This window comes from Halobacillus sp. A1-3 (assembly GCF_050971765.1).
GTDB lineage: Bacteria > Bacillota > Bacilli > Bacillales > Halobacillaceae > Halobacillus > Halobacillus mangrovi_B.
This window is the reverse complement of sequence record NZ_JBPCEO010000006.1, coordinates 109,059-129,399: the sequence shown is the minus strand read 5'-3', so window position 1 is coordinate 129,399 and position 20,341 is coordinate 109,059. Positions and strand designations below refer to the sequence as shown.

The following is a 20,341-nucleotide window of genomic DNA, read 5'->3' as shown; positions in this document are numbered from 1 at the left end:
TAACTATACGTAATGAGAATACGAAGGTTTCTCCAAATAAAGGACTTCCTCATCATTTTTCCTTCGATTCTCCATTAACCGTTTTCCGTTCTGGATGACGACGAATTCCATATCATGAACCGCTTTCAAGGTGTAATCTTTTCCGGCAGAAATCGTAATACTGGACCCAGGGCCGATGTCTGAAAACCCACCCTTTGAGACCAGGATGCCTTCCCCTTCTGTAACCGTCCATATTTCCTGATTCGTACTGAACTGGCCCTGTATCATACTTCCAGCGTTCAAATGGACTTTTTCCGTCAGGTTTTCTGTGCCATTTTTCTTTTGCTTATAATCAAGCACTCTGCTCCATCCCCATGAATATTCCTCATATCTTGGCCTATCCTGAAAATGGGAAACGTACTGTTTAATTTTGTGACTACACTTTTTATCCGTCACCAACAGACCATCAGGACTTGCGGCTACGACAACATTCTCTACCCCCATCAAAATAATCGGGATATCCAGTTCATTCACGATACACGAACCGGATACATCTTGACTGATCACTCCATTTCCAATGACTCTTGTGTCCATTTCATCGGTCAACGTGTTCCACGTTCCAAGGTCTTTCCAGTAACCATCATAAGGCAGGGCGATAATATTGCTTGCCTTTTCAACTACTTCATAATCGAAACTGTTGGATGGAAGCTTGCCGTAATACTTCAGTAAAGCATTGTACTCGACAGGGATATTCTTACGTTTGAGTAGCTCGATGATATATCCCAGCTTGAAACCAAATACACCACAATTCCAAAGGGCCTGCTGGTGAATTAGCTTTTTAGCTAATGACTCTTTCGGCTTTTCGCAAAACTGACTTACTTTAACAAAATCGCTCTCTGTTCTATTGTTCGGAACGATATACCCATACTTTTCCGAAGGGTACGTGGGTTTCACCCCGAGGAGAGCTAAGTCGGCATCACTCTCGTTCAGACCCCACTCGAGTTTCTTGACCGTCTCAAAAAAGTGGTCTTCCACAAATGGATCGACAGGAAGGACGCCTACAACTTCATCTACGCTGCACCCTTCTACGGAATAAAGGTACACGGCTGCTAATGCGATGGCCGGAAAAGTATCCTTCCGTTCTGGCTCTACCACCACAGGAGTACGTTGACCAAGCTGATTATGAAGCATTTCTACTTGAGAGCCATTTGTGGCAACAATCGCTTTATCATCCAAGTTATACTTCCCGAGCTGCCGCCAGACGCGCTGAACCATAGACTCCATCTTTCCGTTTTCATCTTTCAACACTTTTAGGAATTGTTTGGACCTGGCAGCATTGGAAAGCGGCCATAAACGCTTTCCGGAGCCTCCTGATAACAGTACGATTCGCATGTCACCCACCGCCTTTCATGATTGAACGATCATTGGTTCTAATTTTTCTTGGGTTTCAGAACTTCGGTGTCTCTCAGCCTCCTGCCAGGTTTTTATCAGCCTGTTACAGTTTTTCTCCCATGAATAATGGCTTCTTACAAAGGCTTGCCCTCTCATGGCATAACGTTCTTGTAATTCGGGTTTCTCAATCAACTGTTTAACAGCTGCGATCATTTCTTCTTTATTTCCTGTGCAGATTAGTTCGCCTCCACGCCTTCCTGCAATTCCCTGCAAAGCTGTAGGAGAAGCAATGGTTGGCAATCCACATGCCATGGCTTCCACAATTTTGTTTTGCATCCCCGTCCCTGACTTCATTGGATAAATACCAATTTGCGCCTGCAGCAAAGGAATGCATATATCCTTAACAAATCCGGTCACCACTACATTGTCTTTGCCGTTTAATGTTGTAACTCTCTTAACGGGGTCCTTTCCTACAATATAAAATTTATAGTCTGGATAGGCCTTATGAATATGCGGCCAAACCTCATTCACAAAATCAAGGACAGCTTCGACATTCGGATAATACTGCATGTTTCCGTGAAAAAGGATGATTTTTTCCTTTCTCATCGAAGGATAACTGGCAAGATGCTGTTTCGTAATGGAGGTTCCATTTGGATTCACAACGATTTGCGGATGGTTCAAATAGCTTTTATCACTTTCCGAAACAATCGTAGTGCGGTCAAATTTCTTTAATATGACTTCTTCATATCGTTTCATCAGCCGTGACTCTAGCAGGAATAATGGTTTTATCAACTTTTTCTCCTTTTGGGCACGGCGTTCCATATTCAGAGATAAGGCATCAATCATATCCAAACACTTTGGACTATTGGTATCGATCACATATTCCGCCATCCTAACCGTCTGTACATGAATCACATCCGGATTAAGCCTGCGATGAATCTCCATCACACGTTTCTTTATTTTAGGATTGAAAAACAGATTGACTTGAACCGGTTTAAAGTTATAAAAAGTCTTTAATGACCGAAGCAGCATTGGTATTGGATGCATCCGGAAAACAATCACTTCTTTACAATAAGGGGAAAGCTTTTTTTTGATGAGCTCCTTTTCTTTTCTCGTTTTTGCAAATGTAAGCAGATGAACGTGATCGCCATTAACTTTTAATTGTTTGATCTGTTCCCATGCAATCAGCTGGTCCCCTTTATGGGGTGGGTATGGCGGTCTCGCCGACATGTACAATACGTCCACGTTAAACCCTCCTTTTTATCTAGCACCTTTTCCAGTAAGGACAATTTTAAAGGTCAGTAGTAGTATTTTTAGATCAAGGAGCAAGCTCCTCTTGCGAATATACTCTAGATCGTAAGCCAGCTTTTCCTCAGGGGAGATATCATAACCGCCATTTACTTGAGCCCATCCGGTTAATCCAGGTTTTACAGCGAGACGGTTAATAAACCCTGGCGTTTGTTGATTGAATAATTCAGTAAAAACAGGGCGTTCCGGTCTTGGACCAATGAAGCTCATCTCCCCTTTTAAAACGTTCATAAGCTGTGGGAGTTCATCTATTCTAGTTTTTCGGAGGAATCTCCCTACTCTGGTCACCCTGGGATCATTGATCTCCGCCCAGCGTGGTCCATCTTTCTCAGCATCCATCTTCATCGTTCTGAGTTTTAGTAACTGAAAGGGTTTCCCCATCATCCCTACTCTTACTTGCGGATAAAAGATGGTGCCTTTCGAATCTAGTTTAATGGCGATCGATAAAATAAGAAGAAGAGGTATGAATATGACTAAACCTGCAAAAGCCAGAACAATGTCAACGAACCTTCGGGCAAAAACATATGGAGTAGATGATAAAGACTTGTTTTCAATAAGGAACACTTCCGCCTCAGCAGCCAACCTTCTGATTTCCCTTCTTTCCTCCATCTTCACTGTCAAAACCCGCACCTCCATAAATTCTTTTTTGAGAAAAACTCCACTTTCGTTCTTTATGAAGAACTAAACCTTGAATGTATAGTAACAGATCTCACGTTCTTTATAAAGAACTTTTGTTGATTATTTTACTTTTTTTGCGAAGCTGATGTGTAGAAACCCAGGTAGAGAAAGGAAGAGAGCGGCTTCAACAATCTATCTGGAAAACCGACTAACTGAGGGTATGAGCTTAATGCTCGAATAATGAGGAAAAATAGATCCATAGATACTAGAAGTCCCGAAAATAACCCCGTCCAATTTCGGAACTCCTTGTAAATTACTAGAATAGTATAGAACATAAGCATTACCTGTTTTTTGTACATTATAAAGAACAACACATGAAACCATTACATCTATAAGGATAAAATCGTAATGCTAATTAAAGGAAAGTAGGAACAAAAGATGATCGAAGACATCTATGTTGAAGACTTCACCGGTGCGAATGATTCTTTGAAAATACAAGCGGCCATAGACTTTGCAAGTAATAATAAAGGGAAGACTGTAATCTTAGGAAACAAGAGTTATCTCATCACAGCACCCATCGTCATTAAAAAAGGAGTTAAATTACTGTTCAATTATGGAAGCCAGTTTGTAGTGAAGGGGAACTTTCGAGTGTTGGAAGTGCAAAATAATGCTTCCCTTGAGGGAGCGTACATTGCCATAGACGATCCTGCATTTGCTTCAGATGTTATTTACTTAAACGGGAAATACAAATATTACAACGTATGGAACCGAACACAAATTAAAAATATTAATATCGTCCATTGGCATAGCAGCCACAAGGGTACGGGAATATCACTCTTTTCCGGGGGGCCAGGTCACGAAATTTCATTCGTTGACTTTGAGAATATAAAAATTGCCGGGTTGAAAACCGCTTTGAAAATGGTTGCTAATCGGCCATCTACAGGGTTCGCCTGGATTAACGCAAACCGTTTCCTCAACTTGTCGCTTGATGATTGCATTGAAATGATCATGATGACAAGCAGCTCTACAATCCCTAACGAAATTAGTGGAAATCAATTTCAAAACCTCCAAATCCAGCCCACATCTATCACTACGAAAATTCTTAAAGTTAGTGGACAATTCAACTATATTCATGGCATGGCCTGGGATGTTCCCTCTACACCTGTGATCGAGTTAACCGCTAACAGTATGGATACCACCCTGTATATCCCTTCTGTTTCAGGCAACCAAATCATCGATCGAGGACAGCGAAATAGAGTCAATTTATAAACGGTAGTTCTATTGAAAAGAATCAAACTATGAGAAAAGAAGAAGCGTCCATCGAGGACGCTTCTTCTTTTCAGAAATGGATATCACTATGAAAATATGCCTAACCCTTTTTTCGTTTTCATCCGCTCTGGCGGATCTGTATACACCATCTCACCATCTAAGATCACACTTGCATTCTCCATAAACTGATAAACCGTATCGGTTCCGTACTTTTTCTGCATTTTATCATACGCAGCTTTCATGTAGAATTTCTTTTTCTTTGTATCCCGCGCATCCGAAGCTATCACGTGTGCCAGATTATGTTCAATCATGGTAAACGCTAACTTTTGAGCAGAGCGTCCATATTTTCCTACAATACTGCCAGCCGTTACTTGCATAATCGCGCCATTCCTAACAAAATGATAAAGAAGGTCAGGCTGCTCCTGAACCACCTTATTTCGCTCTGGATGAGCAAGGATTGGCTTGTACCCCGCAAGCTGCAGTTCGTATAAAACATTTTTGGCGTAATTAGGCATCATATTGTATGGCAGCTCAATAAAGATATACTTGCTTTTATGATTGACAGAAAGGAGCTCTTCCGTCTCAAGAGCACTCATAATTTCACTGTTCATTCTCACTTCCTGACCGTACAATACCTCCAGTGGAATTCCTTGTGCTTTAAGTTCTCTGTTAAAATCCTTCACTTTACTGATGATGGAATGATTGGGGTTATGAAAGTTACTCGTCATATGCTGAGGAGTAGCAACAATGGTTTCAATCCCCTCCTCCACTGCCTCTTTTGCCATTTCGATGCTTTCTTCTAGTGTTTGTGCCCCGTCATCTACACCGGGGAGAATATGGCAATGCAAATCAATCATTCTAAACACCTCTCCTATATTCTAGTTAACTTTCTGTATGGGTAGTTCTTTAAAAAGAACATTTATCTTAAAAAAATATACATGAATCAATAGTCCTGCAGTTCATTATTTAGAACTGCTGATATTATTATAAATGGATAAGTTTGGATTTAAAAGTTCAAAAAACAACTATTTATTATGGAATTATGTAATAAACGATTTAAAACCTTTGTATATCATTAATTAGCTTCTTTTTCCTCTTATTTCCTTTTTAAACACTTTAAACTATAGTTCCATGTCATCAGTTCTTAGTGCCGACTATTCCTTATAAAGAAAGGTCCCCTCTTATATAGAGGAGACCTTTCTAGAATCTATTATTTTTCGTTCAAGGCTTCTACCATTTTTTCAGCTGCACTTTCACTGGACATCGGGTTCTGACCAGTAATCAAGTTACCATCACGAACCGCATAAGCTGTCCAGTCTTCCCCTTTAGAGAAGTTCGCTCCTTTGTTGCGAAGCTCTGTCTCAAGCATGAATGGCATATGCACATCTAAGCCCATGCCGATTTCTTCTGAATCTGTGAAGCCAGCTACCTTTTTCCCTTTTACAATTGGTGTACCGTCTTCGTACGTTGCATTCACAAGACCGCTTGGACCGTGGCAGACGGAGCCAATGATGTTACCTTGTTCCGCATGTTTTTGCAATACATATTGCAAGGTTTCACTTTCAGGAAAGTCGAACATTGTTCCATGTCCACCTGGAAGAAAAATTCCGTCAAACCCTTCCGCGTCTTCTTTGGAAAGCTTGGCTGTATCTTTCAATTGTTCTTGAGCTTCCGCCCATTCTGCTACTTCTTCTTCTGGAATACTGTTTGGATCCAGTGGAACTTCGCCACCCTGGATGCTTGTTACTTTTACATCGTAGCCTTGTTCTTTGAAGGCATTATAAGGCACCGCATATTCTTCCAGCCATAGGCCTGTTTTATGATCGTCTGTTATCTTCGTGTGATTGGTTACAACCATTAGTACGCGTTTGTTACTCATTGGTTTTGCCTCCTTCAATTTGGATCCATTTTGATGTAGTCTTCATTGACCACATGTATGTTATACCATCTATATAGAAGATACCGAAAATCATTTGCTCAATGAAGACACAGTTTCCTTTAGGAATGATAAGTACATGGAAATAAGGGTTTTAGAACAAAAACTAGCGTTATACAAATAAAAAAATCCTTAACAATAAAAGGAAGCCCTCTCTTTAATGAGTCCGCTTCCTTTTTATTTATTCACCCATCAATTGTAACCATGACTCCCGCACTACCCTTCAGTAGCAAGGGATCAATCGCAATTTCCATATTTTTCTCCAGCTATAATGCGGTACCCACTAGCCATGAGTTCATTTTTGCAAAAATAGTACTTACAAACTATGCACACTGAAACCCCTTTCAATACTAGTGAAAGCGCATTATAATTAAGCCATAAGATGATCATCGAAATAACACCCGTATAATTCTGCAAAAATTACCAGATAATAACCAGAACAAGGGGGATCCCTATGGTACTGGATAAAAGACGTGCACACTTATTATCCATCATTCAACTATCGAATGATCCTATCCCGACAAAAGATCTGGTTGCAAAAATGAATGTGTCTCAACGCACGATTTATTATGATCTTGATCAGATCAACAGTTGGTTAGAAGATCAGAATTTAGAACCGATTGAAACGAAACATGGTGAAGGGCTGTTTCTGCCTGACACAACAAAATCCAAATTGAACCTTCAAAAGGATGAAAGTTTCGATAATTGGCAATACCAATTATCGAAGCAAGAACGAGAAGTACTCATTAAGTCAAAGATATTATTGGAAGAACAAGATGCCTCGATGCAAAGCTTCATGGACCTTACGAGCATGAGTCGAGGCACCGTCGCGAAGGTTCTTAAAGCGATTAAAGAAGAGTTCAGGCAAGCCGGATTGACGTTGTACTATCAGAAAGGCTCCGGATACCGATTAAGCGGTCCAGAGGAAACAAAAAGAGAAATGCTTTCGGATATCCTGGCCGTCATCTTCTCTCACCCAGAATGGCAAAACGTCCGGAATGAAGTTCACCGTATGATTGAGCCTGGAGATGAGGACTCGTCCCAAGAGACCGACCAAAGACACACCGTGAGAAACCTTCTTTTTGAAGCTGAACAAAAATTAGGATTGACGTTGACCGATGAGATGGTAGAGATCCTTTCTCTACAGATCTTAATGATCATGAAGCGCATCCAGTCAGAGAAGTATATCGTTGTTGAAGAAGAGGAAAAACAGGTACTCAAACAAACAGAGGCTTACCAGGCATCCCTGTTAATTACGAACAAACTCAAGCAATTATGGGATGTTTCCTTTCCAGACGATGAGATCTGCTTCATTACGATGAACTTATTAGGTTCCAAGGTTCAGCATGATGACTTCAGCCGCTATACGGAACGTGAACTTTCCGGACTGCGCGAGGTCGTTCAACGGATGATTTCTGACTTTCAATTGTATTCAGCTGTCGTGTTTGATGACAAGAAAGGGCTTGAGGAAAATCTTATTTTTCACATTAAGCCGACGTACTACCGCTTGAAATACGGTGTAAAAATCGCCAATGATTTAGCGGAAAGTATCCAGGAGAATTATCCTGACATCTTCCACTTAACGAAACGCGTGATGAAACACTTAGAGCTTTATGTTGGAGAGAAAATCCCTAATGAAGAAGTTGCCTATATCACCTTGCATTTCGGCGGATGGCTGACCAAAGAGAAGAAACAGGTGGAAACGAAGTACAGAGCGATTATCGTTTGTGAAAATGGGATTGGAACATCCAACATGCTACGCACCCAACTAGAAAATCTGATTGCAGGATTGAACGTGACCAAAACCATGTCGATCCGGGAATACCAGTCCATCGAACCTGACACAGACGTGATCTTTTCGACAAATTATATTAAGGCAAAAGACATTCCCGTTATCCATGTTCCAGCCATCTTGACCAACCTTGAAAAGGAACAGATTATGCGGCGGATGAATGAGCTTTTCCATTCGAAACAGCCAGAAAAAGATTCTACGGATCTGGTGATGGATGTCATCGAACAATATGCGACGATCCATCAGAAAGACGAACTGAAAAGGGAATTAGTTCAACTTTTAGACCAAAATACACCGCTGACAAAGGAGCTGCGAAAGCCTATGCTCAACGAATTATTAACAGAAAAAACGATACAATTCAAAGATCATGTATCCAGCTGGGAAGAAGCCATCGAAACGGCTGCTCAGCCCCTGGTTGATCAAGAATCGATCAAACCAGAGTATATTAAAGCGATGATTGATAATGTTAAGGAGACGGGACCTTATATCGTCATCGCTCCAAGAATCGCCATCCCCCATGCACGTCCCGAAGCTGGGGTGGAAAAACTGGGAATGAGTTTCTTGCGACTGAAAGAACCTGTTTACTTTTCAGACAAGGAAAAACACCGTGCCCAGTTAGTCATTGTTTTAGCAGCTATTGATAATCAAACCCACTTAAAAGCATTAGCTCAGCTTACTGAGCTGTTATCAGATGAAGAAAATGTCGAGCGTTTAATTGAAGCCAATGATGCAAAGACTGTCATTGAACTAGTCAACAAAACGGTAGAAGCTTAAAAAATTTGAGGAGGAATTTAAAATGAAAAAAGTATTAGTTGTATGTGGAAATGGTTTAGGAAGCAGCATGATCGTAGAAATGAACGTAAAAGCAGCATTGAAGGAAATGGGGAAAGAAGCAGAAGTTTCCCACACAGACTTGACTTCAGCAAAGTCTGAACAAGCCGATCTCTACCTAGGTTCAGAAGATATTGTAGGCGGCCTTGAAGACGGAAACAAAAATGTAGTGAAACTGAAAAACTTGATGGACAAGAATGAGCTCCGCGAAGCACTAGAAAACAATCTGTAATAAAAACTAAAACAACAAAGGAGCGTTACACATGATTGATTTAATAATGAAGGATATCTTAGGAACACCGGCCATACTTGTTGGTTTGTTCGCCCTAATTGGACTCCTTGTGCAACGCAAAAATACAGGCGATGTTGTTTCAGGCACCCTTAAGACAATCATGGGCTTCGTAATCCTAGGGGCAGGGGCGAATGTCCTTGTCCAGTCCCTGGGTCAGTTCAGCAGCATGTTTAATGAAGCTTTTGCCGTCCAGGGCGTTATTCCAAACAACGAAGCCATCGTTGCCCTTGCACAGGAAACATTCGGTACAGCGACAGCAATGATTATGCTGTTCGGTATGGTCGTCAACATTCTACTCGCCCGCTTCAGTCCTTTTAAGTATATCTTTTTAACTGGGCACCATACGATGTTTATGGCCGCTCTGATCGCTGTAATTTTAACTACTGGCGGGTTTTCCGGGGCATCTCTAGTCATTCTGGGATCCATTATCCTTGGTACCTTGATGGTGTTATCCCCGGCTATGCTTCAGCCTTTCACACGTAAAGTAACGGGTTCTGATGACTTTGCCGTTGGACACTTCGGTTCATTTGGATATTTAATTGCGGCTCTAGTAGGTAAGGCTGTCGGAAAAGGTTCTAAATCTACAGAAGAGATTAAAGTTCCTAAATCTCTAAGCTTTCTTCGAGACACATCCGTTTCTGTCTCCTTAACTATGGCGATCCTCTTCTTCGTCGTAGCAGGAGCTGCAGGACCTGCTTTCGTTCAAGGTGAACTAAGCGGTGGGCAAAACTTTCTTGTATTCGCCTTCATGCAAGGTCTTACCTTCGCTGCTGGTGTCTACATCATTTTAGCTGGTGTGCGTATGCTACTTGCTGAAATTGTACCAGCCTTCAAAGGTATTGCAGAGAAGATTGTACCAAATTCAAAACCAGCACTAGACTGCCCAGCAATTTTCCCATTCGCTGGAAACGCTGTGATCATCGGATTCTTCTTCAGCTTTATTGCTGGACTTGTAAGCATGCTGTTCCTGCCACTACTTGGATTAAAAGTTATTGTGCCAGGACTTGTCCCTCACTTCTTCACAGGTGCCGCTGCCGGAGTCTTCGGTAACGCAACTGGTGGTAGAAAAGGTGCCATCATCGGTTCTATGGCGAACGGGGTCATCATCAGTTTCTTACCTGCCCTGTTGCTACCTGTTCTTGGCTCACTCGGATTCCAGGGTACGACATTTGGAGATGCTGACTTCGGAGTCGTTGGTATTATCCTTGGTAACCTGATCCGAATGGTTGAATCAAATGGCGTGATCTTCGCCCTCGTATTAGGTATCATCGCTATCCTTTTCTTCCTTGGCTTCAGATCAAAAGCAAATGGAGATAAGGAAAATCCAGATACGGATATTGCATAATAATCTATCAAGAATCCCTTCCTGATTGCAGGAAGGGATTCTTATGTTTTATTTACTAAAAAGACCAAGCAACTTCGAGCGTTTCACCTGCTCTGGTTCAAAAGTATCCACCATATTCCCTTTTACAACCGCCTCAGCATTTTCAGCGAAAAAGAACACTCTTTCCAACCCGTATTCTGCTCTTACCGCTGTGTAAGCTTCCGTCAAACAGAAGCCGCGATGCGATGTATTATGAGCATCACACGAAATCAGATGGGCCAAATTCGCATTCATTAATTCATAGGAGAATTTCTTATACTCTTTGCCAAAATGTCCAAGGATGCTTCCAGCCGTTAATTGTGTGAAAGCACCATTATTAACAAACTCATAAAGCAAATCAGGTTCTTCGATCAGCTGTTCATTACGCTCCGGGTGAACAATAATTGGGCGGTACCCTGCCACCTGTAGATTGTACAATAACTGCTTAGCAAACCACGGCACTTGCGCATGTGGAAATTCAACAAGGACATAATTGGTGTGTTCATTAATGGTCAGGATTTCCCCATTCTGTAAGTCATCCACAAAATCTCCATATACTCTGGTCTCCTGGCCTGGCAGGACAGTTAATGGAATATCACGTTCAGCTAATGCTTCATTCAACTTTTTTACTTTAGGGAGGATTTCCGATTTGGAGTTATCAAACCTTGTAGTTTTATGGTGAGGGGTAGCTACAATCTCAGTAATTCCATCATTTACTGCAGCCTTCGCCATTTCAATACTTTCCTTTAGAGTCTCCGCTCCGTCATCTACCCTGGGTAAAATATGGCTATGTAAATCAATCATTCCTAGTGGCTCCTTTCCATTGAACTTGTACTTATAAATAAAACTAACCTGATTTTTATAAGACAGGTCCTTTCCTTATTTAGTCATTTACTTACCGTTCTTTTCCCTATCTTGTTCATTAAATAACTAGAATCGTGAACTTAATGACAAATATCGACCCTTATAAATATTACCTACTACACAGGGTAGAGAGAATCCTGCTTTCAATTTTAGGAAAACAAGTCTGGATATCCCTTACCCTAATGTAAAATCTGACTTACAAGTCTCCCCAAAAGAAAAACCCCCAAGCATTAAACTTGAGAGTCGATCTCTTATTTTCCTCCTGTAAAAGTAACTCCTTTGATAAAATAGCGGTTAAAGAACGCGTAGATCAATAAGGACGGTATCGTCATAAGGGTCGACGCAGCCATGATTAAATTCCAGAAGCTGATATACTGCCCTTTAAAGGAGTTCAATCCAAGCGTCAGAGTGAACATTTCTTCGGAAGACATAATGATTAATGGACGCATGAAATCATTCCATGATGACATGAATATAAATACGGCCTGAGCTGCCAGTGCAGGCTTCGCCAAAGGCATGACAATCTTGAAGAATGTGCCGATTCGGCTGAGGCCGTCCATCTGTGCAGCTTCCTCTAGTTCTTTCGGGAAGTTTAGGAAGAACTGCCTCATCATAAAAATGAAGGTCGCATTCACCATACCGGGAATAATGAGTCCCTGATACGTATCCAGCCAGCCGAAAGCCTTCAAGATGAGATAACTAGGAATTAACGTCACTTGGAAAGGAATCATCAATACGACTAAGATCAGGAAGAACCAGAACTTGCGACCGGCGAATTTCACTCGTGCCAGTGCATAGCCCGCCATTGAGTTAAAGATGATATTCAAGACGACCATAAAGGCCGTAATAAATAGAGAATTGAACATCCACCTTAGAAACAGCGGTTCTCTTGAAAAGATTTCCGTATAGTTATTTAAGGTAAAGTTTTCAGGGAAGAACGTGATACCTGATACAATCTCTTCTAAAGGCTTAAAGGAAGAAAGGATCGCCCAAAGAAAAGGCATAAAGGTCACCACGGCGTATAAGATTAATATTCCGTACACAAATGGCTTCGTAAATGTTTTCTTCTTCATTGGTCTCCTCCCTTAGTCATGAAGTTTTTCCTCACCGAAAAATTTTTTCTGGATGATCGTTACAATCATAATGATGAAGGCAAGCACGACAGCCAGCGCTGAAGCATACCCCATATCAAGAGATTTAAAGGCGTACTGATAGATAAGCAGGACAACGGTCAATGTCGAGTTATTCGGTCCACCCGATCCTCCAGAGAAGATGTAAGACTGATCAAACAACTGGAAGGTTCCGATTACTCCCATGACTACGACGAAGAACGTGACAGGTTTCAGGATAGGAATCGTAATAAAGATGAATTTCTGCCACCAGTTGGCTCCATCAATGGTAGCTGCCTCATATACGGAATCAGAGATATCCTGCATCGCAGCCAGATAAATGACCATAAAGAATGGGGCAGTTGCCCAGATGTTCATAATCATAATCGACTTCAAAGCAATATCAGGGTCCGCCAGCCAGTTATACGTTGGGAGGCTTAAAAACGAAAGAAACGAGTTAATTAAACCATCTGGATTGTACATCCACATAAAAATAATGGTAAGGACCGCGGAAGACGTTACCGTTGGCAGGAAGAAAATAATTCGAAACGCATTTTTCCCACGAATATTTGAGTTTAAGGCTGCCGCAAGTAATAAAGCTAAACACGTTTGAACGGGTACCACAATGAGTACATATTCTGCCGTGTTTTTCAGGGCAATTATCGCCCGTGTATCGTCCAATGTACGGGTATAGTTTTCAAGTCCGATAAACTCATAGCCGATGCCACCGAGCAGCTGCACATCATTTAAGGATAAGTAAAAGGCATATAAAATAGGGATAACAACAAATACACCAATGGTAAAAATCGTCGGAGTCATAAACAAATAGCCAGAGAGTCCTTCTTTCATTCCTTTACTCATGTATCGCTTCGGCCGTTTTCCTTTTTTCGGAGGTTTCGACTGTTTCTGTTCATGAGCATGGTTTTCTTTTCTAGCCGGTTCCATATCGCCACCTCTTTCATTCTTGATACCACTTTGCCGACTTCATTCAAGAAAAAGCATGAAGGATAAAGGAAGGAAATCGGATTCCTTCCTCATGATCCATCAGCCAATTGCGCTAATTAGTTCGAAGCTTTGATCTCCTTGTTCGCCGTTTCTTGCGCTTTTTTCAAGGCTTCCTCGAGGGATTGATCCCCAAGTAGGGCACTCGTGAACTGGTTGTTAAAGTTGTTATTGATGGTCGGAAGGTTCGGACCTGCCTGCCATGGCTGAGCATAGGATGCTCCGTCAACAAACGCTTTACGAATAGGATCTTCATCAAATCCAAGCTCAGCAGCTACCGATTCACGCGTCGGAAGAGCTAGACCTTTGCTTGTCCACGTTTTCATCCCTTCTTTACCAGTAAGATAGGAAATCAATTCCCAGGCAGCGTCTTTCACTTCTGATTGTTTGTTCATGACATAAGCGACCGTAAATGCGGCTGTTGCTTTTTCTCCATTTACGGTTGGAAGTTCAGCTGTCGCATAGTCCTTATCTGAGAAGTTGCTCTCAATGAATGGAACAGTCCAGTTGCCCTCGATCACCATCGCCGCTTTCCCTTGACCGAACATATCTCCGCCCCAGTCTGTTCCGGCATCAGATGGAAGAGCAGCAATTTTATCCTGCTTCATATCAACGATTGGCTGGAGTGCTTCGATGGCCTTATCGCCTGCAAAAGCTGCTTCATTGTTCTCGTTGGTCACTTTCGCTCCGTAAGGCTGAAGCTTATAGAATTGACGGGCTAGTTCAGAAGAAAAACCAAGTCCGTATTGATCCGGCTGTCCATCTCCGTCCTCATCTACGGTCAGTTTCTCCGCATATTCTCTAAGCTCATCCCATGTTTTTGGAGGTCCTTCCAGTCCTGCTTCTTCAAAGGCTTGCTTATCATAAAATAAGGCAAGAGTTGAGAAGTCTTTCGGAAAACCATACTGTTTGTCATCAAATTTGAAAGCATTTAGCAGCGGATCCTGGAAGTCATCAACATCGAATTCATCTGTTACGTACTCGTCAAGCGGCTCAAGGACGCCAGTTTTTGCAAGCCCCGGAGCTTCAAAGGCATCAAGGTAGAAAACATCGGCGGCTTCTCCTCCAACAAGACGGGTTTTCATCACATCCATGTATTGATCGGCAATCACTTCGTGTTCCACTTTAATATTTGGGTGAGATTCTTCAAATTCCTGAAGCGTCTTAGTCAATAATTCTTTTTCTTCAGGAGTACTGCCCCATCCCGCAAGTTCTACGGTTACCTGTTCACCGTCGCTTGATCCACCATCACCGGAAGAATCACTGCTGCATCCCGCAAGCGCAGTTCCCATTAACATTCCAGTGACACCAACTGCCGCCAGCATTTTGTTAAATTTCATCATTAACCTACCCCTTCAAATAGTTTTATACGTGAATTTTTGAATCTGAGTCTAGACTTACATTTAAACCAGTCGCGTTCTCTGTAACGTCGAGTTCGTACTGATTTCCTTTTCGTTTGACGGTAAAAGAGACCTTTCCCCCGGCTAATGGGAGGTCCTGAACGGACATTTCATTCAAGCCGTTTACGAAGCTCGGCGATAGTGTAATCTCCTTGCTGTCATACGTGGGATACAGCCCAATCATCGTGCGGATAAATGTTAAAGGCGTTCCTGCAGCCCAGGCTTGCGGCGAACAAGCAACCGGATAAGGGACGGGTTTTCCTTCTTCCCTTCCATATCCACAGAACAATTCTGGCAGGCGTTCATATTCAAACGAACGGGAAGCCTCAATCAGTCCTTCGATGACCATATTGGCTTGCTTGTTTCCTTGAACATATCCCATTCCAAGTAGAACCATGCTGTTATCATGCGGCCAAACACTTCCATCGTGATAGCTCATCGGATTGTACCCGGCTTCTCCTTCCGCCATTGTGCGAATACCGTAACCGGAGAACATCTTCGATGAAACGAGGGAATCTAGCACTTGTTCCTGTTTATCTTCATCAATCAAGCCGGCATACAAGGCATGGCCAGGGTTAGATGTAATCGTACCCACCTGTTTTTTATGTTCATCTAGGGCAATCGCATAATAGCCGACATCATCCATCCAGAAAGCTTCATTGAACTTTTTCTTTAAGTCGGCGGCCTGAGCATTCAGCTTCTCCGCTTTTTCAGAAGATCCCGAGGCTTCGTACAGTTCAGCAATACCGATGCGTGCCTGGTACACATACCCTTGAACCTCAGCTAGAGCGATTGGCGATTTGGCATACTCCCCATTTCGATGGACGATCGAATCTGCTGAGTCCTTCCATCCTTGATTGGCAATGCCTTTACTCGATTCCTGATGATACTCAACAAACCCATCCCCATCACGATCGCCATACTGATCAATCCATTCGATAGCGCTTTCAACGTTTTGTAAAAGCTCTTCAAACAAATTTAGATCTTTTGACCACCTTGCATATTCGGTTAACAGGATGAGAAACAGCGGTGTCGCATCTATCGTTCCATAGTAAGGAGTGAACGGAACCTGATTGGTATTTGCCAATTCACCATAGCGAATTTCGTGCATGATTTTTCCTGGTTCTTCATCTCGCCACTCGTCTTTCTTTGTGCCTTGATAATGCGCCAAAGTACGTAATGTTCCTTTGGCGATCTCCGGTTGGAACGGGAGTGTCTGAAGGGCAGCAATCAGACTATCGCGTCCAAATGGAACACCAAACCACGGAAGTCCTGCGACAAAGAATGGCCCGAAGCCGACATCTGTAGACAACGCTTGAAGATCCTGAACCCCTCGTTCAATCAATCGGTTCAACGGCGTATGGTCGGTGGTGACTTCCGTGACGTTGTCATTCCACTCTTCGTACGTTTCTTTAAGGTTTTGAAATGCCTCAGAAGCAGGAAGTGCCTCTTTCTTCTCTTCTCCGACGAGCGGGACGACCCGCACCGTTACTTCCTTCACTTCTTCATGAGCTAATTCAAATGGAAACGTAATCGTACTGCCTTCTGCCTTAGCTCCTGAAGTCGGTTCCCAAATCACCTGAGTGGAACGATTGATTTGATCTGAACCCTCGTAACCGAAGATCAACCGGTTATCTTCTACTTTCGTTTTCTGCTTTGTGCCGACTTCACCATGTTGAAAGCCACGGATGATAAACATGTCAGCAAAGTCCGCTTCAAACGAAAGTTCCAATGAAAAGCTGACAGGCGTTGGATAATAGCTTTTCGCTCTAATCGTTTCATAAAGAACGTCATCCGAAATGTAGCGGAACCTCTCGATCTCAATCGATTCCCTCCACAGTTCAATCTCTCCGTCCTTCTCCATGTGCGGGTTGGTTAATAGCATGGAAGATTCATAGGTTCCATCCGCCTCGGATTTCAACAGGATTAATGGCTTACGGTTAATCGTCAGTGACATCTGACTTAAAAACCGCGTGTCCTGTTTGTACAATCCAAGTCCATACGGATGGTCAAGTGGAACATCTCCACTCTTATCAGTAAGTAAAAATAATTCATTATCTTTCAAAACACGGTATTCCATTCCTACACTCCTTCATCCGAAACGTTTTGGTTTTTGCTTAAAAAAAATATACCGAAACGTTTTGGATATTCTTTAAAAAAATTTACTCTCTTTCTTTTGTTGTATTTCTTATTTTTAGTTCATTTTCAATCAATCGTACCCTGTCTCCCGATTTTTGTTGGAGAATGCTAAGCAGCAAGTCTGCCGCGGCATATCCCATTCGGAACCAATCCTGTGCCACAGTCGTAAGCGCCGGCGTCACGTAAGAAGCAAGTGTAATGTCATCGTAACCTGTTACGGATAGTTGATCAGGCACTTTTCGTCCCAGCTCTTCAGCTGCACGTACTACCCCAAGCGCCATAAGATCACTCGCACAGACAACAGCAGTAATCTCAGGATAAGTGGTTAGCAGCTGTAACGCGACTTCCTGCGCTTTTCTTTCGCTGTATTCCCCATTGCAAATCCATTCTTTGCGAACAGAAAGGTCAGCTTCAAGCATCCCCAGTTCAAACCCTTTGAATCGTTCTTTACTGACAAAAGCCTGATCATGGCCATTCATCATGGCTATGTTTTCATGCCCAAGCTCGACAAGATGTCTGACTGCTTTCATTAATCCATCAACGTTATCCGTTGTGACATACCCTGCTGTTTCACTCTCGACTGGCACGTCAATGAGAACGCACGGGATGTTACTGTCAAAGATCTCTTGTAGATAAGGATCGTCATTTTTAATCCCCTGAACAATGACTCCTTCCACACGGCGCTCTCTGCATAGTTGAGCATAGGTCTTTTCCTTCTGCTTCGAGGTCGTCGTATTGAAGAGCACAAGGTCATATTCTTCCGCACCGCAGAATTCGTTGATGCCTGTCAGCACGTCGAAAACAATGTTATCCTTTGCGCCTTCCCTGGAAAGCCCAGATACCAATAAGCCGATGGTCTTTGTCTTATTCATCACAAGACTTCTTGCCAAAGCGTTTGGACTGTATTCAATCTCTTTTGCAATTTCTTCGATGCGCTTTCTTGTTTTCGCATTGACATCGGAATATCCGTTCAAAGCTCTTGATACCGTTGTAACGGAAACTCCTGCGAGTTTTGCGATATCTTTGATGGTCGCCATAGCCTTCTTAATTTCCTTTCCAAAACGTTTTGGATTTTTAACTTGGTTAGAATTATACATAGAATGAAAACGTTTTACAACCCTGTTTTTAAGAATACTCTTACTGATTAATGAGGCGTGTTCAAATTTTATGAATTAGAAACAAGCACGAAGCCACGGTTGCTAATGGTTCACGATATAGAGTTATCCACTACCATGATTTTTCAATAAATCTATTCTCTTTGATAAAAATAAGACCAGCACCCTCCTCGGGATGCTGGCCCTATGTGCTTCTATATTAATTCAATAACTTACAAAACCATATTGCTTAATTCAAATCAAAATCGTATAAATAAGCCACCAACTTGTCGAATTCTTGATCAGAGGAACATTCAATTTGTAAATCTATAAAAGTCATGACTACTTCTTCATCATCAAATGGGAAATGGCTGTTATCTACATTGCTAAGGATGTCCCTATTCGAAAGACCTTTCTCCCGTAACACCTCAACGGCTTGCTTCATTGAAGATACTTCTGCCATGTGTATTCCTCCTTCATAATTCTAGCGTTTGTCTCTCATTCAATACTTCGAGATTTCACTAAAGAACATAGAAGTCCTCTTACTATAAAATGTTCTACATGGCCACTTAAAATCCCTGTTTATTTCATGATATTGATCAGTTCGATGATTCCCAAATACCCAAAGACTAAAACACATCCAGTCAAAACAGCATTTGCAAACCAACCATTTCTCAGTGACTTATCTACGCGATTAGAATTTAACAGCCACATCAACACGATGGCTAGAAAAGGCATGAATAAAGCGCCGAGAGCACCGTATAAGATGACAAGAAACACGGGTTTACCTGTAAACAACAAAATCATTGGAGGAAAGGTCAGCCATAATAGATACGCTCTGTAAGCCGGATCCTTTTCTGTTACTTTATGATCCTTCCTTTTTCTAACCATCCTTACAAAATCGGCAAATAGATAAGGAACTCCATTCCATACACCTAAAAGAGAAGAAAAGGCTGCACACCAAGCACCGATCAGGAACATCCAGCGAGCGACCTCACCAAACTCATCGCTGAACATACTCGAGAGAGTAACTAGCCCTTCCTCTCCATTAATTTCAATGCCCGTCCCGTATAAAAATTCTGCACCGATGACTAGCAGAGAAAGGGTGAAAATACCCGTAATGATGTAACCAACCGCTGAATCCAGTTTCATCATCGGCAGCCATTTTCGACCTTCCCATTGGTTCTCACGGATCCAGTATCCATAAGAAGCCATGGTGATGGTGCCGCCTACTCCACCTAAAAGTCCCAGGACAAGCAATAGAGATCCGTCTCCGGTTCTAGGCACAAATCCACTAAGGATGTTTCCGATATTAGGAAAAAGAATGATAGCTGATCCAACAACCGTGATAAACATAATTCCAATCATAACCGTCATGACGCGTTCAAAAAGTTTGTACCTTCCTGTTAATACGAGCAGCAGCCCTGCAAGACCATGAATAATCGCCCAGGCCCACAATGGCATAATCGGAAACATCGTCACCATCATAATCGCACTCGTTGACATTGCGGCCGCTCCGTAACTCAATCCCCAGAGAATCGAATAGACGCCAAAGTAACCTGTCGCCCACTTTCCTAGTGAATGGAATCCTTCAAGGATCGTCCGACCAGTCGCTAACTGCCAGCGCCCCATCCCTTCTGTAAAAAAGAATTTAAAAATGGCACCAATTACGATCGCCCATATCAATGTCGTTCCAAAACTAACGCCAGCCACAAGGGCAGCAATTAAATCTCCCGTTCCCACTCCAGTGGCAGCGGTTACAAATCCGGGGCCTACGGTTTTCAGTTTTCCGGTAAACGTCGTGGGCGGTGCTTTTACAGACGGATTCTGTCCTTGAAAGTCTTGCTCTGTTGCTTTAACTCCCATCCTCGAAACCTCCTTAAAAATAGTAGATTATGTATAATTTTGCATATTAATTATAGAATGGTTTTCAATTCCATTACAATGGTTTTC

Annotated in this window: 17 protein-coding genes; 4 read left to right on the top strand and 13 right to left on the bottom strand. The window is 42.3% G+C overall.

All coding sequences use genetic code 11. The annotated features are described in order from the left end of the window. Positions 1-3: 3 nt before the first annotated feature. Genes ACRYKC_RS12070 through ACRYKC_RS12060 form a run of 3 tightly spaced genes read right to left on the bottom strand, consistent with a single transcriptional unit; the run spans position 4 to position 3,288 of the window. Positions 4-1,371, bottom strand: coding sequence for a sugar phosphate nucleotidyltransferase (locus ACRYKC_RS12070; protein ID WP_433806979.1), 1,368 nt, complete (start codon positions 1,369-1,371; stop codon positions 4-6). Between the two features lie 15 nt (positions 1,372-1,386). Further along, positions 1,387-2,616 carry a glycosyltransferase gene (locus ACRYKC_RS12065; protein WP_433806978.1) on the bottom strand — a complete coding sequence of 410 codons (1,230 nt, stop codon included), beginning with the start codon at positions 2,614-2,616 and terminating at the stop codon, positions 1,387-1,389. A gap of 15 nt (positions 2,617-2,631) precedes the next feature. Beyond that, the gene (locus tag ACRYKC_RS12060; protein WP_433807130.1) at positions 2,632-3,288 is read right to left on the bottom strand and encodes a sugar transferase; all 657 of its coding nucleotides are present in this window, start codon (positions 3,286-3,288) and stop codon (positions 2,632-2,634) included. Between the two features lie 447 nt (positions 3,289-3,735). On the opposite strand from ACRYKC_RS12060, the gene ACRYKC_RS12055 reads away from it, so the two are divergent. Beyond that, positions 3,736-4,566: a hypothetical protein gene (locus ACRYKC_RS12055; RefSeq protein ID WP_433806977.1), complete on the top strand. Its 831-nt coding sequence runs from the start codon at positions 3,736-3,738 to the stop codon at positions 4,564-4,566. A gap of 86 nt (positions 4,567-4,652) precedes the next feature. Here the strand turns inward: ACRYKC_RS12055 and ACRYKC_RS12050 are convergent, their stop codons facing one another. Further along, positions 4,653-5,423 carry a tyrosine-protein phosphatase gene (locus ACRYKC_RS12050; protein ID WP_433806976.1) on the bottom strand — a complete coding sequence of 257 codons (771 nt, stop codon included), beginning with the start codon at positions 5,421-5,423 and terminating at the stop codon, positions 4,653-4,655. Positions 5,424-5,776: 353 nt separating this feature from the next. Further along, positions 5,777-6,445, bottom strand: a complete 669-nt coding sequence (locus ACRYKC_RS12045) for a type 1 glutamine amidotransferase domain-containing protein (RefSeq protein ID WP_433806975.1) — start codon at positions 6,443-6,445, stop codon at positions 5,777-5,779. 511 nt (positions 6,446-6,956) lie between these two features. Between ACRYKC_RS12045 and ACRYKC_RS12040 the strand changes: the two genes are divergently transcribed. From ACRYKC_RS12040 to ulaA, 3 genes are read left to right on the top strand one after another with little or no spacing between them, the layout of a single operon-like run. Continuing rightward, on the top strand, positions 6,957-9,068 hold the full coding sequence (locus ACRYKC_RS12040; protein ID WP_433806974.1) for a BglG family transcription antiterminator: 2,112 nt from the start codon (positions 6,957-6,959) through the stop codon (positions 9,066-9,068). A gap of 22 nt (positions 9,069-9,090) precedes the next feature. After that, positions 9,091-9,357, top strand: coding sequence for a PTS sugar transporter subunit IIB (locus tag ACRYKC_RS12035; RefSeq protein WP_085028664.1), 267 nt, complete (start codon positions 9,091-9,093; stop codon positions 9,355-9,357). Between the two features lie 31 nt (positions 9,358-9,388). Beyond that, positions 9,389-10,762, top strand: a complete 1,374-nt coding sequence (gene ulaA / locus ACRYKC_RS12030) for a PTS ascorbate transporter subunit IIC (protein WP_433806973.1) — start codon at positions 9,389-9,391, stop codon at positions 10,760-10,762. Between the two features lie 48 nt (positions 10,763-10,810). Here ulaA and ACRYKC_RS12025 read toward each other — a convergent pair whose 3' ends face one another. From ACRYKC_RS12025 to ACRYKC_RS11990, 8 genes are all read right to left on the bottom strand, one after another. After that, the gene (locus tag ACRYKC_RS12025; protein WP_433806972.1) at positions 10,811-11,584 is read right to left on the bottom strand and encodes a tyrosine-protein phosphatase; all 774 of its coding nucleotides are present in this window, start codon (positions 11,582-11,584) and stop codon (positions 10,811-10,813) included. A 311-nt stretch (positions 11,585-11,895) separates the two neighbouring features. Continuing rightward, positions 11,896-12,717, bottom strand: coding sequence for a carbohydrate ABC transporter permease (locus tag ACRYKC_RS12020; protein WP_433806971.1), 822 nt, complete (start codon positions 12,715-12,717; stop codon positions 11,896-11,898). A 12-nt stretch (positions 12,718-12,729) separates the two neighbouring features. Continuing rightward, positions 12,730-13,614 carry a carbohydrate ABC transporter permease gene (locus ACRYKC_RS12015; protein WP_433807129.1) on the bottom strand — a complete coding sequence of 295 codons (885 nt, stop codon included), beginning with the start codon at positions 13,612-13,614 and terminating at the stop codon, positions 12,730-12,732. Between the two features lie 200 nt (positions 13,615-13,814). Further along, a complete protein-coding gene (locus ACRYKC_RS12010; protein ID WP_433806970.1) occupies positions 13,815-15,095 on the bottom strand; it encodes an ABC transporter substrate-binding protein in 1,281 nt (426 codons plus the stop codon). Between the two features lie 25 nt (positions 15,096-15,120). Beyond that, positions 15,121-17,235, bottom strand: coding sequence for an amylo-alpha-1,6-glucosidase (locus ACRYKC_RS12005; protein ID WP_433806969.1), 2,115 nt, complete (start codon positions 17,233-17,235; stop codon positions 15,121-15,123). A gap of 82 nt (positions 17,236-17,317) precedes the next feature. Beyond that, positions 17,318-18,331, bottom strand: a complete 1,014-nt coding sequence (locus ACRYKC_RS12000) for a LacI family DNA-binding transcriptional regulator (protein ID WP_433807128.1) — start codon at positions 18,329-18,331, stop codon at positions 17,318-17,320. 307 nt (positions 18,332-18,638) lie between these two features. Then, positions 18,639-18,851, bottom strand: a complete 213-nt coding sequence (locus ACRYKC_RS11995; RefSeq protein WP_433806968.1) for a hypothetical protein — start codon at positions 18,849-18,851, stop codon at positions 18,639-18,641. Between the two features lie 119 nt (positions 18,852-18,970). Then, on the bottom strand, positions 18,971-20,254 hold the full coding sequence (locus ACRYKC_RS11990) for an Nramp family divalent metal transporter (protein ID WP_433806967.1): 1,284 nt from the start codon (positions 20,252-20,254) through the stop codon (positions 18,971-18,973). Positions 20,255-20,341: the final 87 nt, after the last annotated feature.

Excerpts from the sequence above, each read along its gene's own strand:
- ACRYKC_RS12000 (WP_433807128.1), bottom strand. The coding sequence starts at position 18,331 with ATGGCGACCATCAAAGATATCGCAAAACTCGCAGGAGTTTCCGTTACA.
- ACRYKC_RS11990 (WP_433806967.1), bottom strand. The coding sequence starts at position 20,254 with ATGGGAGTTAAAGCAACAGAGCAAGACTTTCAAGGACAGAATCCGTCT.
- ACRYKC_RS12070 (WP_433806979.1), bottom strand. The coding sequence starts at position 1,371 with ATGCGAATCGTACTGTTATCAGGAGGCTCCGGAAAGCGTTTATGGCCG.
- ACRYKC_RS11995 (WP_433806968.1), bottom strand. The coding sequence starts at position 18,851 with ATGGCAGAAGTATCTTCAATGAAGCAAGCCGTTGAGGTGTTACGGGAG.
- ACRYKC_RS12055 (WP_433806977.1), top strand. The coding sequence starts at position 3,736 with ATGATCGAAGACATCTATGTTGAAGACTTCACCGGTGCGAATGATTCT.
- ACRYKC_RS12020 (WP_433806971.1), bottom strand. The coding sequence starts at position 12,717 with ATGAAGAAGAAAACATTTACGAAGCCATTTGTGTACGGAATATTAATC.
- ACRYKC_RS12005 (WP_433806969.1), bottom strand. The coding sequence starts at position 17,235 with ATGGAATACCGTGTTTTGAAAGATAATGAATTATTTTTACTTACTGAT.
- ACRYKC_RS12035 (WP_085028664.1), top strand. The coding sequence starts at position 9,091 with ATGAAAAAAGTATTAGTTGTATGTGGAAATGGTTTAGGAAGCAGCATG.
- ACRYKC_RS12060 (WP_433807130.1), bottom strand. The coding sequence starts at position 3,288 with ATGGAGGAAAGAAGGGAAATCAGAAGGTTGGCTGCTGAGGCGGAAGTG.
- ACRYKC_RS12045 (WP_433806975.1), bottom strand. The coding sequence starts at position 6,445 with ATGAGTAACAAACGCGTACTAATGGTTGTAACCAATCACACGAAGATA.
- ACRYKC_RS12040 (WP_433806974.1), top strand. The coding sequence starts at position 6,957 with ATGGTACTGGATAAAAGACGTGCACACTTATTATCCATCATTCAACTA.
- ACRYKC_RS12010 (WP_433806970.1), bottom strand. The coding sequence starts at position 15,095 with ATGAAATTTAACAAAATGCTGGCGGCAGTTGGTGTCACTGGAATGTTA.
- ACRYKC_RS12015 (WP_433807129.1), bottom strand. The coding sequence starts at position 13,614 with ATGAGTAAAGGAATGAAAGAAGGACTCTCTGGCTATTTGTTTATGACT.
- ACRYKC_RS12050 (WP_433806976.1), bottom strand. The coding sequence starts at position 5,423 with ATGATTGATTTGCATTGCCATATTCTCCCCGGTGTAGATGACGGGGCA.
- ACRYKC_RS12025 (WP_433806972.1), bottom strand. The coding sequence starts at position 11,584 with ATGATTGATTTACATAGCCATATTTTACCCAGGGTAGATGACGGAGCG.
- ulaA (WP_433806973.1), top strand. The coding sequence starts at position 9,389 with ATGATTGATTTAATAATGAAGGATATCTTAGGAACACCGGCCATACTT.